This is a genomic window from Salinicola sp. MIT1003, from assembly GCF_001858555.1.
Classification (GTDB): Bacteria; Pseudomonadota; Gammaproteobacteria; order Pseudomonadales; family Halomonadaceae; genus Salinicola; species Salinicola salarius.
This window is the reverse complement of sequence record NZ_MCAP01000033.1, coordinates 164,515-178,527: the sequence shown is the minus strand read 5'-3', so window position 1 is coordinate 178,527 and position 14,013 is coordinate 164,515. Positions and strand designations below refer to the sequence as shown.

Annotated in this window: 7 protein-coding genes and 3 tRNA genes; 6 read left to right on the top strand and 4 right to left on the bottom strand. The window is 64.3% G+C overall.

Annotated features, from left to right (window positions below):
- Positions 1-5: 5 nt before the first annotated feature.
- From BC443_RS12735 to BC443_RS12720, 4 genes are all read right to left on the bottom strand, one after another.
- Positions 6-81 (bottom strand) — tRNA-Asn (locus BC443_RS12735).
- 34 nt (positions 82-115) lie between these two features.
- Positions 116-191, bottom strand: a tRNA-Asn gene (locus BC443_RS12730).
- A 322-nt stretch (positions 192-513) separates the two neighbouring features.
- Positions 514-590, bottom strand: a tRNA-Met gene (locus BC443_RS12725).
- Positions 591-733: 143 nt separating this feature from the next.
- On the bottom strand, positions 734-1,690 hold the full coding sequence (locus tag BC443_RS12720; RefSeq protein ID WP_071232209.1) for a choline ABC transporter substrate-binding protein: 957 nt from the start codon (positions 1,688-1,690) through the stop codon (positions 734-736).
- Positions 1,691-1,971: 281 nt separating this feature from the next.
- On the opposite strand from BC443_RS12720, the gene betI reads away from it, so the two are divergent.
- The 6 genes from betI (at position 1,972) to BC443_RS12690 (ending at position 13,887) form a co-directional block, all read left to right on the top strand.
- Positions 1,972-2,592: a transcriptional regulator BetI gene (gene betI / locus BC443_RS12715; RefSeq protein WP_071232208.1), complete on the top strand. Its 621-nt coding sequence runs from the start codon at positions 1,972-1,974 to the stop codon at positions 2,590-2,592.
- A 53-nt stretch (positions 2,593-2,645) separates the two neighbouring features.
- Complete coding sequence (betB, locus tag BC443_RS12710) at positions 2,646-4,115, top strand: betaine-aldehyde dehydrogenase (RefSeq protein ID WP_071232207.1); 1,470 nt, start codon at positions 2,646-2,648, stop codon at positions 4,113-4,115.
- A 206-nt stretch (positions 4,116-4,321) separates the two neighbouring features.
- Positions 4,322-6,022, top strand: coding sequence for a choline dehydrogenase (gene betA / locus BC443_RS12705; RefSeq protein ID WP_071232206.1), 1,701 nt, complete (start codon positions 4,322-4,324; stop codon positions 6,020-6,022).
- Positions 6,023-6,404: 382 nt separating this feature from the next.
- Complete coding sequence (locus BC443_RS12700; protein ID WP_071232205.1) at positions 6,405-7,661, top strand: efflux RND transporter periplasmic adaptor subunit; 1,257 nt, start codon at positions 6,405-6,407, stop codon at positions 7,659-7,661.
- Positions 7,658-10,789, top strand: coding sequence for a multidrug efflux RND transporter permease subunit (locus BC443_RS12695; RefSeq protein ID WP_071232204.1), 3,132 nt, complete (start codon positions 7,658-7,660; stop codon positions 10,787-10,789). Before BC443_RS12700 ends, BC443_RS12695 begins: the two co-directional genes overlap by 4 nt.
- Positions 10,786-13,887 carry an efflux RND transporter permease subunit gene (locus BC443_RS12690; RefSeq protein ID WP_071232203.1) on the top strand — a complete coding sequence of 1,034 codons (3,102 nt, stop codon included), beginning with the start codon at positions 10,786-10,788 and terminating at the stop codon, positions 13,885-13,887. The genes BC443_RS12695 and BC443_RS12690 overlap by 4 nt, the downstream gene beginning before the upstream one ends.
- Positions 13,888-14,013: the final 126 nt, after the last annotated feature.

The window sequence follows — 14,013 nt, the reverse complement described above, 5'->3', positions numbered from 1 at the left end:
CCAGCTGGCTCCCTGAGCAGGACTCGAACCTGCGACCCAGCGATTAACAGTCGCTTGCTCTACCAACTGAGCTATCAGGGATCGATTTGAGCACTTCTCGACGCGATGATAGCGATGGCTCCCCGAACAGGACTCGAACCTGTGACCCAATGATTAACAGTCATTTGCTCTACCAACTGAGCTATCGGGGACCATCCTTCAGCACGCGGCGTAGTATACGCGCTGAGTCTTTTGCGTCAAGGCCGATACGCAGGAATCTTCAAAAGAATGGAAACGAATTATCTAGCGCAATCAATACGCTGCGGAGTCAGCGTCTATCGCCGATTCGGCATGGAAGCCGAGCGAACGGACACGACACGGCGCATGAACGGCACTCGAACGGAAAACGCATCAACGAGCGGCGTTCGAACAGACAATATATGAGCGTGAAAAACGACGCGCAGCCGGACCGTGCGACAAGGAACGGATCGGAGATCGATAAGGCGTGTATCGTTGAAGCGAGAAGAGAATCGTTGGTGGCTACGCCCTGATTCGAACAGGGGACCCCATCATTATGAGTGATGTGCTCTAACCAGCTGAGCTACGTAGCCAACGATGTTACTTGTACTGCAGACGTCGCCGAGCGACAACGGGGGCGGACTATACCTGCGAGCTCGCCTAAGGACAAGCCCGCAGTGAAAATCGAGGCGAATTTTTGCTGCACCTCATCCTTTCCGCGCCGCCCCCGGCGTCGTTAGATATCCAGCGCCTGCTTGACTGCCGGCAAGCCCGGTTCGCCGTCGGCCGTCTTCACGCCTTCGAGCCATCCGTCCAGCGTTTCGGGATGGGCCTTGAGCCAGGCGCGAGCGGCGTCTTTCTCGTCTTCGCCGTCGTCCATGATGCTGCCCATCACCTCGTTCTCCATATCCAGCGTGAAGCTCAGATTCTGGAGGAACTGGCCGACGTTGCCGCACTCGTCGATGTAGCCGGCACGGGTATTGGTGTAGACGGTTGCCCCACCGTAATCCGGGCCGAAGTAATCGTCCGCGCCGGACAGGTAGCCGATATCGAAGTTGGTATTCATCGGATGCGGTGCCCAGCCCAGGAATACCATCCAGTCCTTGCTCTGAGTGCGCGCCTTGACCTCGGCCAGCATGCCGGCTTCGCTGGAGTCGACCAGCTCCCAGTCGTCCAGACCGAAGGCATCGTCATCGATCATCTGCTGGATGATCATGTTGCCGTCGTTGCCCGCCTCGATGCCGAACAGTTTGTGGCCGAACTGGTCCGCATGCTCGTCCAGGTCGGCGACCGAAGTCACGCCAGCGTCGATGATGTATTGCGGCACGGCCAGGGTGTACTTGGCCCCTTCGAGATTCGGGCGGGGGCGATCGACCTGACCTTTCTCGATGTAAGGGTCGCTGATCGATTTCATCGACGGCATCCAGTTGCCCAGGAAGACGTCGAAGTCGCCGTTCTTCATGCCCGCGTAGGCCACCGGCACGGAGACGGTATCGGAAGTCGCTTCGTAGCCGAGCCCTTCGAGCACGACGCTGGCCAGCGCGGTGGTGGCCTGAATGTCGGTCCAGCCCACCTCGGCGAAACGGACGCTCTGGCAGCTTTCGGGTTCCTGCGCCTGTGCCTGAGCCTGCGCCACCGGTATTGCCGCCAGGCTGGTGCCGGCCAGGGTCCAGAGAATGGTCGAGTATTTCATGCTTCAACTCCCTGATCGTCTTGTAGGTTATCGTCAATAATCACTGCTTATCGAATGCCGAATTATTCATTCGATAGCACAATACAGTAGTTTTTATTGATTGACCGTTCAATAAAAAATTCCCATAATGATGGCTCGCTGGGGATAAAAGCGAAGTTAATGAAAGCGGAATGGATGGGCGCTAGGTTGTTCAGCGCCATGCTCGAACCGTCTTCGGACGCCGCCTGAAGCGGGCGACTCGCAGATTCTGATCCCCTCAGCCCCGATTCAGGAGGAGCGCCGTGCCGAAACTGGGTATGCAGCCCATTCGTCGCCGACAATTGATTCAGGCAACGCTGGAAGCGATCGACGAGGTAGGGCTGGCCGACGCCACGATTGCGCGCATCGCCAAGCGCGCGGGCGTCTCTACCGGCATCATCAGCCACTACTTCGCCGGCAAGGACGGATTGCTGGAAGCGACCATGCGTCACGTTCTCAACGACCTGGGCACGGCGGTACTGGAGCGCCGCACGGCGCTGGGCAATGCGCCGCCGGAAGCCCACCTGCGCGCCATCATCGATGGCAACTTCGATCGCAGCCAGACCAGCCAATCGGTCATGAAGACCTGGCTGGCATTCTGGGCCAGCAGCATGCACCACCGCCCGCTTCAGCGGCTGCAGCGCGTCAACGATCGCCGGCTCTATTCCAACCTGAGCTGTCAGTTCCGGCGCGTGCTGCCCAAACAGGAAGCGAGAGATGCCGCCCGAGGCCTGGCGGCGCTGATCGACGGCCTGTGGCTGCGTGGCGCCCTGGCTCCGGAAGGGCTCAACGTGGAGCGCGCCCGCCGACTGGCCTACGACTACGTTCGAATGCAGCTCGACGCCGCGAGGAACACCCGGACGCGCGCCAACGACTACGCTTGAAGCGGCGCCCCTCAGCAACGCTATTTCATTCGCCATCCGAAGGGAGAGTCATCATGGCACGACTCGAAACGCAGACACTTTACATCGACGGTCGCCACACGCCGGCCAGTGGCAACGAAACCTTCGACGCCGTCAATCCGGCGAATGGCGAGATCATTGCCAGCGTCCAGCAGGCAACGGCGGCCGATGTCGACAAGGCGATCGACAGCGCCCAGCGTGCCCAACGCCAGTGGGCGGCGATGACCGGGATGGAGCGGGCGCGAATCCTGCACAAGGCGGTCGCCCTGCTGCGTGAACGCAACGACGAACTCGCCGAGCTCGAAACGCTGAACACCGGCAAGCCGATCAGCGAGACGGCCAGCGTCGACATCGTGACCGGGGCGGACGCACTGGAGTACTTCGCCGGGCTGGCGCCAACCATCGAGGGAACGCAGATCCCGCTGCGCGAGGACTCGTTCGTCTATACCCGCCGCGAGCCGCTGGGTGTCATCGGCGCCATCGGCGCGTGGAACTACCCGATCCAGATCGCCTGCTGGAAAGCCGCCCCGGCCCTGGCCGCAGGCAACGCGGTAGTGTTCAAGCCGAGCGAAGTCACGCCGCTGACCGCGATGAAACTGGCGGAAATCTTTACCGAAGCCGGCCTGCCGGACGGCGTGTTCAACGTCGTTCACGGCGACGGTAGCGTCGGCGCCATGCTCACCGAGCATCCGGGCCTGGCCAAGATCACCTTCACCGGCGAAGTGGGCACCGGCAAGAAGGTCATGTCCGCCGCGGCCAGTTCCACGCTGAAGCAAGTCACCATGGAACTCGGCGGCAAGTCGCCGCTGATCGTCTTCGACGATGCCGATCTCGATCGTGCCGCCGACGGCGCCATGATGGCCAACTTCTACTCCAGCGGCCAGGTCTGCACCAACGGCACCCGCGTGTTCGTGCACAGCTCGGTCAAGGAAGCGTTCGAAGCCAAGATCGTCGAGCGCGTCAATCGCATCAAGGCCGGCGACCCGCTGAATCCGGAAACCAACTTCGGCCCGCTGGTCAGCTTCGAGCATCTGGAGAAGGTCTCCGGCTACCTGGAGACCGCCAGGCAGGACGGCGCCCGCCTGCTGGTAGGCGGCAACCGCATGACCGATGGCGATTTCGCCGGCGGCGCCTGGGTCGCCCCGACCGTTTATACCGACTGCCAGGACGAGATGCGCATCGTCCGCGAGGAGATCTTCGGGCCGATCATGGCGATCCTGTCCTTCGACGACGAGGAAGAGGTGATCCGCCGCGCCAACGATACCGAATACGGCCTGGCCGCCGGCCTGTTCACCGAAGGGCTCAACCGTGCTCACCGGGTCATCCACCGGATCGAAGCCGGCATCTGCTGGATCAACACCTGGGGCGACTCCCCCGCCGAAATGCCGGTGGGCGGCTACAAGCAGTCCGGCATCGGCCGAGAGAACGGCATCGAGACATTGGCGCACTATACCCAGACCAAATCCGTGCAGATCGAGATGGGGCCGTTCGCCTCGGTTTTCTGACCGATAACGGGCTGTGCTCGATCATACGGCGTTGTCTCTCGGCTCGGGCTGCTCACTTAGCACCCAGTAAGTTCCGCGCCCTTGCCGGGAGACGCCTTGTCTGATCGTCGCTCGCGCCGTCCTCGGGCGGCGCATTCGACCGCCTCGGACCGCTTGGTCTCTTCGCTCTTGTCTCTCCCCCTCTTCTCTCTTGAAGGAGCGTGTGTATGCAACAGGCTCAGGAATTCGATTACATCATCATCGGTGCCGGTTCGGCGGGTAACGTGCTCGCCACCCGCCTGACCGAGGATCCGGCGGTCAGCGTGCTGCTGCTGGAAGCCGGCGGGCCGGATTATCGCGCCGACTTCCGCACCCAGATGCCGGCAGCGCTGGCGTACCCGCTGCAGGGCAAGCGTTACAACTGGGCGTTCGAGACCGACCCGGAACCACACATGGACAACCGTCGCATGGAGTGCGGGCGCGGCAAGGGGCTGGGCGGCTCCTCGTTGATCAATGGCATGTGCTATATCCGCGGCAACGCGCTGGATCTGGACAACTGGGCCAAGCAGCCCGGTCTTGAGGACTGGACCTATCGCGACTGCCTGCCCTACTACCGCAAGGCGGAAACCCGCGATATCGGCCCCAACGACTACCACGGCGGCGACGGCCCTCTGAGCGTGGCGACGCCCAAGGCCGGCAACAATCCGCTGTATCAGGCGTTCATCGAGGCTGGCGTGCAGGCGGGCTATCCGCGTACCGACGACCTCAACGGCTATCAGCAGGAAGGCTTCGGCCCCATGGATCGGTCGACGACGCCCAACGGCCGGCGCTCTTCGACAGCCCGCGGCTACCTGGATATCGCCAAGCGGCGCGAGAACCTGACTATCGTCACCCACGCCACGACCGATCGAATCCTGTTCGAGGATCAGCGTGCCATCGGCGTCAACTACCTGCACGACCATCTCAACAACAGCCAGCCCCGCCAGGCGCTGGCGCGTCGCGAAGTGCTGCTGTGCGGCGGCGCGATCGCCTCGCCGCAGATTCTGCAGCGCTCGGGCGTGGGCGATCCGGCGCTGCTGGAGAAGCTGGGCATTCCGGTCGTGCACCCGCTCAAGGGCGTCGGCGAGAATCTGCAGGACCACCTGGAGATGTACATCCAGTACGAGTGCAAGGAGCCGGTATCGCTCTATCCGGCGCTCAAGTGGTACAACCAGCCGAAGATTGGCGCGGAATGGATGTTTCTGGGCAAGGGCGTCGGCGCCAGCAACCAGTTCGAGGCCGGCGGCTTCATCCGCACCGACGACAGCGAGGAGTGGCCCAATCTTCAGTACCATTTCCTGCCGATCGCGATCAGCTACAACGGCAAGAGCGCGGTCCAGGCGCACGGTTTCCAGGCCCACGTCGGCTCGATGCGCTCCGAAAGCCGCGGTCGCGTCCAGCTGCGGGACAGAAACCCGCGCAGCGCACCCAGCATCCTGTTCAACTACATGTCTACCCAGCGCGACTGGGAAGAGTTTCGCGCCGCGATCCGCCTGACCCGGGAGATCATCGCCCAGCCGGCGATGGATGCCTATCGCGGCCGGGAGATTTCGCCAGGGCCGGACGTGCAGTCCGACGAGCAGCTCGACGCTTTCGTGCGCGAGCACGCCGAGACCGCCTACCACCCCTGTGGCACCTGCCGCATGGGCACCGGCGACGATGCGGTGGTCGACCATGAAGGCCGTGTCCACGGCATCGAAAGCCTGCGCGTCATCGACGCCTCGATCATGCCCCAGATCGTGACCGGCAACCTCAATGCCACCACCATCATGATCGCCGAGAAGCTCGCCGACCGGGTGCGGGGCCGCGAGCCGCTGCCACGCTCCGATGCCCCCTACTACGTGGCCAACGGCGCCCCGGCCCGCCAGACCCCGGCCAAAAGCGCCTGACGAATCACGGGGCGCCGACGCGCCCCTGATCGACGTCCGCTCGCTCCGTGGCGTGCACCTGCCTGACCGCCATTGCCGCGCTGAGATGCCCTTCCCGCGCTTTCTGCCTGCCCCGCACTGCCTGGGCCGGGCATCGTCTCGGCGCCATTCGGGGCGGTTGCGCTTCGAAAACGGCTGATGCAACGTTCACATTCTTGGTCGCGAAGATGATTTTATTCGCGAAGATGATTTCGTCCGTGAAGATGATTTTGCCCGCGGAGATGATTTGCGCGCTAATTGCGCATTGTTCGAACAGTGTTCCGTTACACTGGGTTCGTCTTTACGCTAGCCCCGCCTCTGTCGTGAGTTCGTCATAAAGCAAGTACAAGGACCGTTGCCCGTTATGCCCTCTTCCTCTTCGTCGCCTCAGAATCGTCGACCGCTACGCTGGCTGTGGCTGCTGTTACTGGTGATCATCGTGGCCGCCGTTGCCTATTACATGTTCGGCCGAGGCGAAGACTCGCAAGCACCCGATGGCAACGCCGGGCAAGCCGGTGGGCGCGGCGCGATGACGACTGCCATTTCCGCCGTGGCCGCCAGCCAAGGCGATCTGCCGATCGAGCTGACCGCGCTGGGCACGGTACGCCCGCTTCAGAGCGTCGCCGTGCGCCCCCGCGTCGAAGGCGAGCTGCTGTCGGTGAATTTCGAGGAAGGCGAGACGGTCCAGAAAGGGCAGCAGCTTGCGCAGGTCGACCCGCGCGATTATCAGGCGCAACTGGATCAGGCCAAGGGCCAGCTCGCCCAGGATCAGGCCCAGCTAGCCTCCGCCCGCGAAGACCTGGCTCGCTACGAAAAACTGATCGATTCCAACTATGTCTCGCAGCAGGAACTGGAACAGCAACGTCAACTGGTGCGTCAGTACGAGGGCACCGTCGCCAGCGATCAGGCCAGCGTCCAGAGCGCACAGGTCCAGCTCGACTATACCGACATCGTCGCGCCGATTACCGGCGTGGTGGGGATTCGCAACGTCGACCCCGGCAACATCATCCAGCTTGGCGACGACGAGCCCATCGTCACCATCACCCAGCTCGACCCGATCTCGGTGATCTTCTCGCTGCCCAGCCGCTATGTCGACACGGTCCGTGGGCGCTTGGCCGCCGGCGATCATCCAGCGGTGAGCGTGACCGGCACCGATGGCGAAACCTACTCGGGCCAGTTGAGCAGCATCGACAGCAACATCAACAGCGCCACCGGCACGATTCGGCTGCGCGCCACCTTCGACAATCCGGTCGGCGGTCTCTATCCCAACGCCTACGTCGATGTCAGCCTGGTGTCGCAGATCCTGCGCGATCAGGTCATCGTGCCGGAACCGGCGGTACAGACCGGCCAGGACGGCAACTACGTCTACGTGGTCAAGGATGACGACACCGTCACCCGCCGCGCGGTGACGCTGGTCGCCACCCAGAACTCTCAGAGCGCGCTCTCATCCGGCATCGAGGCCGGCGAGCACGTAGTCGTGGACGGCGTCGACAGCCTGCGGGAAGGGGCCAGGGTACGGGTGGTCAGCGATGCCCTGCCGGGAGAATCGAGCGACGAGGTTGCGGACCCGGCCAGCAGCGACGTGGCGAAACAGGCCGGCGGTGACGGCAGCGCGTCATGAATCCGTCTCGCCTCTTCATCCTGCGCCCGGTCGCCACGTCGCTGGTGATGCTGGCGATCCTGATCGCGGGCGCCCTCTCCTATCGGCTGCTGACGATTTCGTCGCTGCCGGAGGTGGAATTCCCGACGATCCAGGTCACCACGCTCTACCCCGGCGCCGGCCCGGACGTGATGCTCTCCCACGTCACCTCGCCACTGGAGGACGAGCTCGGCGAAATCTCGGGGCTGGAGGACATGAGTTCGACCAGTACCGGCGGCGCCTCGCTGATCACGCTGCGGTTCTCGCTCGATTCCGACCTGGGCGTCGCCGAGCAGGAGGTGCAGGCAGCGTTGAGCCAGGCCGAGACGCTGCTGCCGGACGACCTGCCCCGCCCGCCCAGCTACAGCAAGGTCAACCCGGCGGACACGCCGATCATGACGCTGGCCGTCAGCTCGGACACCCTGCCGCTGACCCAGGTCTACGATCTGGTCGACACGCGCATGGCGCAGAAGATCGCCCAGATCAGCGGCGTGGGCCAGGTCAAGCTGGCCGGTGGCCACCAGCCGGCCGTGCGGATTACCGTCGACTCCCGCCAGCTCGCGGCCTACGGGCTCGACCTTGCGGCGGTGCGCAGCGCCGTCGATGCCGCCAACGTCAACCAGGCCAAGGGCACGCTGTACGGCCCCTACCGCGCCTACAGCATCGACGCCAACGACCAGTTGCTGTCGGCGAGCGGTTATCGCGACCTGATTCTCAAGACCGACGACGGATCGGTGCTGCGCCTGTCTGACGTGGCCACCGTCGAAGATGGCGCCGAGAACGCCTATCTCTCGGCCTGGGCCAACCGCGAAGGCGCAATTCTCATCGATGTGCTGCGTCAGCCCGGCGCCAACGTGGTGGGTGTCGCCGACGCCATCAAGCAGAGCCTGCCGGCCCTGGAAAACACGCTGCCGGCCAGTGTCGAGGTCAAGGTGCTCACCGACCGCACCACGACCATTCGCGCCGCGGTGGAAGACGTGCAGTTCGAGCTGATCCTCGCCATCGGGCTGGTAGTGATGGTGACCTTCCTGTTCCTGCGCAACATTCCGGCCACGCTGATTCCCAGTCTGGCCGTACCGCTGTCGCTGGTCGGCACCTTCGGCGCGATGTACCTGGCCGGGTTCAGCCTCAACAATCTGACGCTGATGGCGCTGACCATCGCCACCGGCTTCGTCATCGACGACGCCATCGTGGTGCTGGAAAACATCACCCGCTACATAGAGAAGGGCGAGAAACCGCTGGCGGCCGCGCTCAAGGGCTCCCGGCAGATCGCCTTCACCATCGTCTCGCTGACGATCTCGCTGCTCGCCGTGCTGATTCCGCTGGTGTTCATGAGCGGCGTGGTCGGCGTACTGTTCCGGGAATTCGCACTGACCCTGGCAATCTCGATCCTGATCTCCGCCTTCGTGTCGCTGACGCTGACGCCGATGCTTTGCGCGCGTTGGCTGAAACATCGACCCGACGCCGCCGACCGCGGCGAGGAAGAGAACGACGACGAGGCCATGGTGCGCAACCGCCAGGGGCTGTTCGGTCGCGTGACGCGCGGCTACGAGCACGCGCTGGACTGGATCCTGCGGCACCAGACGCTGACGCTGCTGGTCGCGGTCGCCACCCTGGGCGTGACCGCCCTGCTGTTCGTCGCCACGCCCAAGGGGCTGTTTCCGGTACAGGACACCGGCGTCATTCGCGGCGTCACTACCGCCACGCAATCGACCTCGTTCGAGGCGATGTCGGCCCGCCAGCAGCAACTGGTCGACCGCCTGCTCGAGGACCCGGCCGTCGAAAGCCTCTCTTCCAGCGTGGGTATCGACGGCACCAACACCACGCTCAATGGCGGGCGCCTCTCGATCAATCTCAAGCCGCTGGACGAGCGCGACGACCTGGATAGCGTGTTGGCAAGGCTACGCAGCGAAAGCCACGATATCCCCGGCCTGTCGCTCGCCCTGCAGCCGGTGCAGGATCTGACGCTGGAAGACACCATCAGCCGCTACCCGTATCAGTTCGCGCTGACCCAGGGCGACCGCGAGGTGCTCAACGATGATGCCGCCAAACTGCTCGCGGCGTTGGAGAAGTCGCCGGCCATCGCCAACGTCAGCAGCGATGTCCAGAACGCCGGGCGCAAGCTCGAGGTCACCATCGATCGCGCTCGTGCCGGCCAGCTCGGCATCAGCGTCGCCGATATCGACGACGCGCTCTACGACGCCTTCGGCCAGCGCCTGATCTCGACCATCTTCACCCAGGCCAGCCAGTATCGCGTCGTGCTCGCCGCCAACGCAACCGACAGCGACGGCCCGCAGGCGCTGTCTCGCCTCTATGTCGCCAACGACGACGATGAGCTGGTGCCGCTGTCGACGCTGGTCACGCTGACCGAGCGCACCACGCCGCTGTCGCTGCAGCGCCAGAACCAGTTCCCCTCGGCATTGATGTCGTTCGCCGTCGCCGACGGCTACTCGCTGTCGGACGCCTTCGAGGCGGTCGACCAGGCGGCGACCGAGACGCTGAGCGACCAGACCTCGCTGGACTATCGCGGCTCGGCGCTGGCCTATACCCAGTCCACCAGCGATACCCTTTGGCTGATCCTGGCCGCCATCGTTACCATGTACATCGTGCTGGGGATTCTCTACGAGAGCTATATCCACCCGCTGACGATCCTGTCGACGCTGCCCTCGGCCGCCATTGGCGCCCTGCTGGCGCTCCAGATCAGCGGCTACTCGCTGGGGCTGGTGGCGATCATCGGCATCATTCTGCTGATCGGCATCGTCAAGAAGAACGCCATCATGATGATCGACTTTGCCCTGGAGGCGCAGCGCGAGCGCGGCATGTCGGCGGAGAAGGCGATTCACACCGCCGCGCTGCTGCGTTTCCGGCCGATCATGATGACCACCTGCGCGGCACTGCTCGGTGCGTTGCCGCTGATGTTCGCCAGCGGCTACGGCGCCGAGCTTCGTCAGCCGCTGGGCATCACCATGGTCGGCGGGCTGTTGTTCAGCCAGTTGCTGACATTGTTCACCACGCCGGTGATCTACCTGTTCTTCGATCGTCTCGCCTCGCGCTGGCGACACGATGACGACGCCGAGCGTGACGAAACCGCGATCGGGGCCACATCGTGAGTCTGTCGTCGCCCTTCGTTCGCCGACCGGTCGCGACCATTCTGCTGGCGCTGGCCGTGGTGCTGCTGGGGTCGCTCGCCTACGAGCGCCTTCCGGTGGCCCCGCTGCCCAATGTGTCGTTCCCGACCATTCTGGTCTCGGCGAGCCTGAGCGGGGCCAATCCGGAAACCATGGCCTCGACGGTAGCGACACCGCTGGAACGCTCGCTGGGCCGAATCCCCGGGATTACCCAGATGACCTCGTCGAGTTCGGACGGCTCCACCAGCGTGGTCATCCAGTTCGATCTCGACAAGGACATCAACGTGGCGGCGCAGGAGGTCCAGGCCGCGATCAACGATGCCCAGCCGCTGCTGCCCAGCGCCATGACCAGCCGCCCCCAGTATCGCAAGCTGAACCCGGCCTCGGCGCCGGTGATGATCCTCTCGCTGACCTCGGACTCCCTGCCCACCAGCGAGCTCTATCGTCTCGCCGACAGCAAGATCGCGCCGCCCATCGCCCAGGTGCCGGGGGTCGGCGACGTCAATGTCGGTGGCAGCTCCTCCCCCGCGGTCAGAGTGTCGATCGACCCGCGCAAGCTCAATCATGCCGGCATCACGCTCGATGCGGTGGCCGGCGCACTGCGGGCGGCGACGACCCAGTCCCCCACCGGCTTCGTGCAGACCGTCGAACACCGCTGGGAAGTGCAGACCGATTCCCAGTTGCTGAAAGCGAGCGACTACAGCCAGATCGTGATCGCCCGCGACGACGGCTCGCAGATGCGCCTGGGCGACGTGGCCACCATCACCGATGGTGTCGAGGATCGCTACAACGTCGGCTTCCAGAACGATCTGCCCGCCGTGCTGCTGGTGATCAGCAGCGCCAGCGGGGCCAACATCATCGACACCATCGCCGGCGTCAGGGAGCGACTCGACGAGATCCGCAGTCTGCTGCCGCAGAACATCAATCTCAGCGTGCAGCTCGACCGCGCGCCGGGCATCCAGGCATCGCTGCATGAAACCCAGCTGACGCTGCTGCTGGCGGTGATCCTGGTCGTGCTGGTGGTATTCGTGTTCCTTCGCAACGCTCGCGCCACCATCATTCCCAGCGTCGCGATTCCGGTGTCGCTGGTCGGCACCTTCGCCATGATGTGGGCGTTCGGCTTCTCGCTCGACACGCTGTCGCTGATGGCACTGATCGTGTCGATCGGCTTTCTGGTCGACGACGCCATCGTCGTGGTCGAGAATATCGCGCGGCATATCGAGCAGGGGGTGAAGCCCTTCCAGGCCGCGCTGCTGGGTGCCCGGGAGGTCGGCTTCACGGTGACCGCGATGAGCGTCTCGCTGGTGGCGGTGTTCATTCCGCTGCTGCTGCTCGGCGGCTTCATCGGCCGGATGTTCCACGAGTTCGCGGTGACCTTGTCGCTGGCCATCGGCGTCTCGCTGCTGGTGTCGTTGACGCTGACGCCGATGCTCTGTGCGCGCTGGCTCAAGCCGCATCCCGAACGTCAGCGCCAGCCCAGGTGGGAACGGGCCTTGACCGCGATCGGCAATGCGTTCGTGCGCGGCTACGCCAGGTCGCTGGACATTGCGCTGAAGCATCGCCGGCTGACGCTGCTCTCGCTGGTTGCCGTGATCGTCCTCAACGGCTACCTGTATACCGCCGTCGACAAGGGGTTCATTCCCGATCAGGATACCGGCCGCCTGCTCGGCACCATGCGCGGCGACCAGGCGCTGTCGTTCGAGGCCGTCTCGGACAAGCTCGGCCAGGTTCGCGAGCGGCTGCAGGCTGACCCTGCAGTGGAGAGCGTGCTGGGCTTCATGGGTAGCGGCGGCCCGGGCCGGGGCGGCTCCTCGGCGACGCTGTTCATCACCCTGAAAGCCGACCGCCAGGGCTCGACGCAGGCCATCGGCAATCGCCTGATGGCGAGCCTGCAGGGCCTGACCGGGGTCAGCACCTTCATGTTTCCGCTGCAGGACATCCGCGTTGGCGGCCGTTCCAGCAGCGCTTCCCAGTACGAGATCACGCTCAAGAGCGACGACCTCGATCTGCTCGGCGACTGGGCCGGCAAGGTCCAGCAGGCGATGCAGCAGGTCGACGGCATCACCGGCATCGACAGCGACAATCGTGGCGAGGGCTTGGCCGCCAGGCTGGTCGTCGACCGGGAGACCGCCTCGCGTCTCGGCGTCGACATGCGCACCATCGATACCGCGCTGGGCAACGCCTTCGCCCAGAGCAAGGTGGTGAGCCTCTACGACGCCGACGAACAGCGCTACGTGGTGATGGAGGTGGCTGCGCCCTATCGTCAGGCACCGGACGCGATCGGCGATCTCTACGTCAGCGGCAGCGATGGCGAGATGATCCCGATTTCGGCGTTCAGCCACGTCGAGCGCAGCACCACGCCGGTCAGCGTCAACCATCAGGGCCAGTTCGCCGCCTCGACGATCTCGTTCAATCTGGAGGACGGCGTTGCGCTGGGCGACGCCACGGCGCGTATTCGTCAGGCCGTCGACGCGCTCCACCTGCCTACCGACGTGCAGATCGATTTCGAGGGCAGTGCCGGCGCAGCCCAAAGCGGTATCGAGGCGATGCCGTGGCTGATCCTGGCCGCACTGGTCACCGTCTATCTGGTACTGGGGATTCTCTACGAGAGCTACATCCACCCGCTGACGATCCTGTCGACACTGCCCTCCGCCGGGGTGGGCGCGCTGCTGGCGCTGATGGTGCTGGATACGCCCTTCACCCTGATCGCGCTGATCGGCATCATCCTGTTGATCGGCGTGGTCAAGAAGAACGCGATCATGCTGGTCGACTTCGCGGTGGTCTGCGAGCGCGATCAGGGCATGACGCCGCAGGACGCGATTCGCCACGCCGCGCTGGTGCGTTTCCGGCCGATCATGATGACCACGCTGGCGGCGCTGCTCGGCGCCTTGCCGCTGCTGCTCGGCACCGACGAGAATGCCGGCCTGCGGGCGCCGCTGGGCATCACCATCATCGGCGGGCTGATCGTCAGCCAGATACTGACGCTCTATACCACGCCGGTGGTCTATCTCTATCTCGATCGGCTGCATCGTCGGCTGCGACCCCGGCACATAGAGTCGACACAGACCCGCGAAGCGTGAGCGCTCGTAGCTCGTAGCTCGTAGCTCGTAGCTCGTGGCCAATAGTCCCAAAGGATGATCCCGGCGGCTCTAGTCAGCCGTCACGGGATCGGCTAGTCTGAAAACCAAATTCAAACGCTCGTCTGA

Coding starts and splice junctions, on each gene's coding strand:
- betB (WP_071232207.1), top strand. CDS start 2,646: ATGGCACGACTCGAAACGCAGACACTTTACATCGACGGTCGCCACACG.
- betA (WP_071232206.1), top strand. CDS start 4,322: ATGCAACAGGCTCAGGAATTCGATTACATCATCATCGGTGCCGGTTCG.
- BC443_RS12720 (WP_071232209.1), bottom strand. CDS start 1,690: ATGAAATACTCGACCATTCTCTGGACCCTGGCCGGCACCAGCCTGGCG.
- BC443_RS12700 (WP_071232205.1), top strand. CDS start 6,405: ATGCCCTCTTCCTCTTCGTCGCCTCAGAATCGTCGACCGCTACGCTGG.
- BC443_RS12695 (WP_071232204.1), top strand. CDS start 7,658: ATGAATCCGTCTCGCCTCTTCATCCTGCGCCCGGTCGCCACGTCGCTG.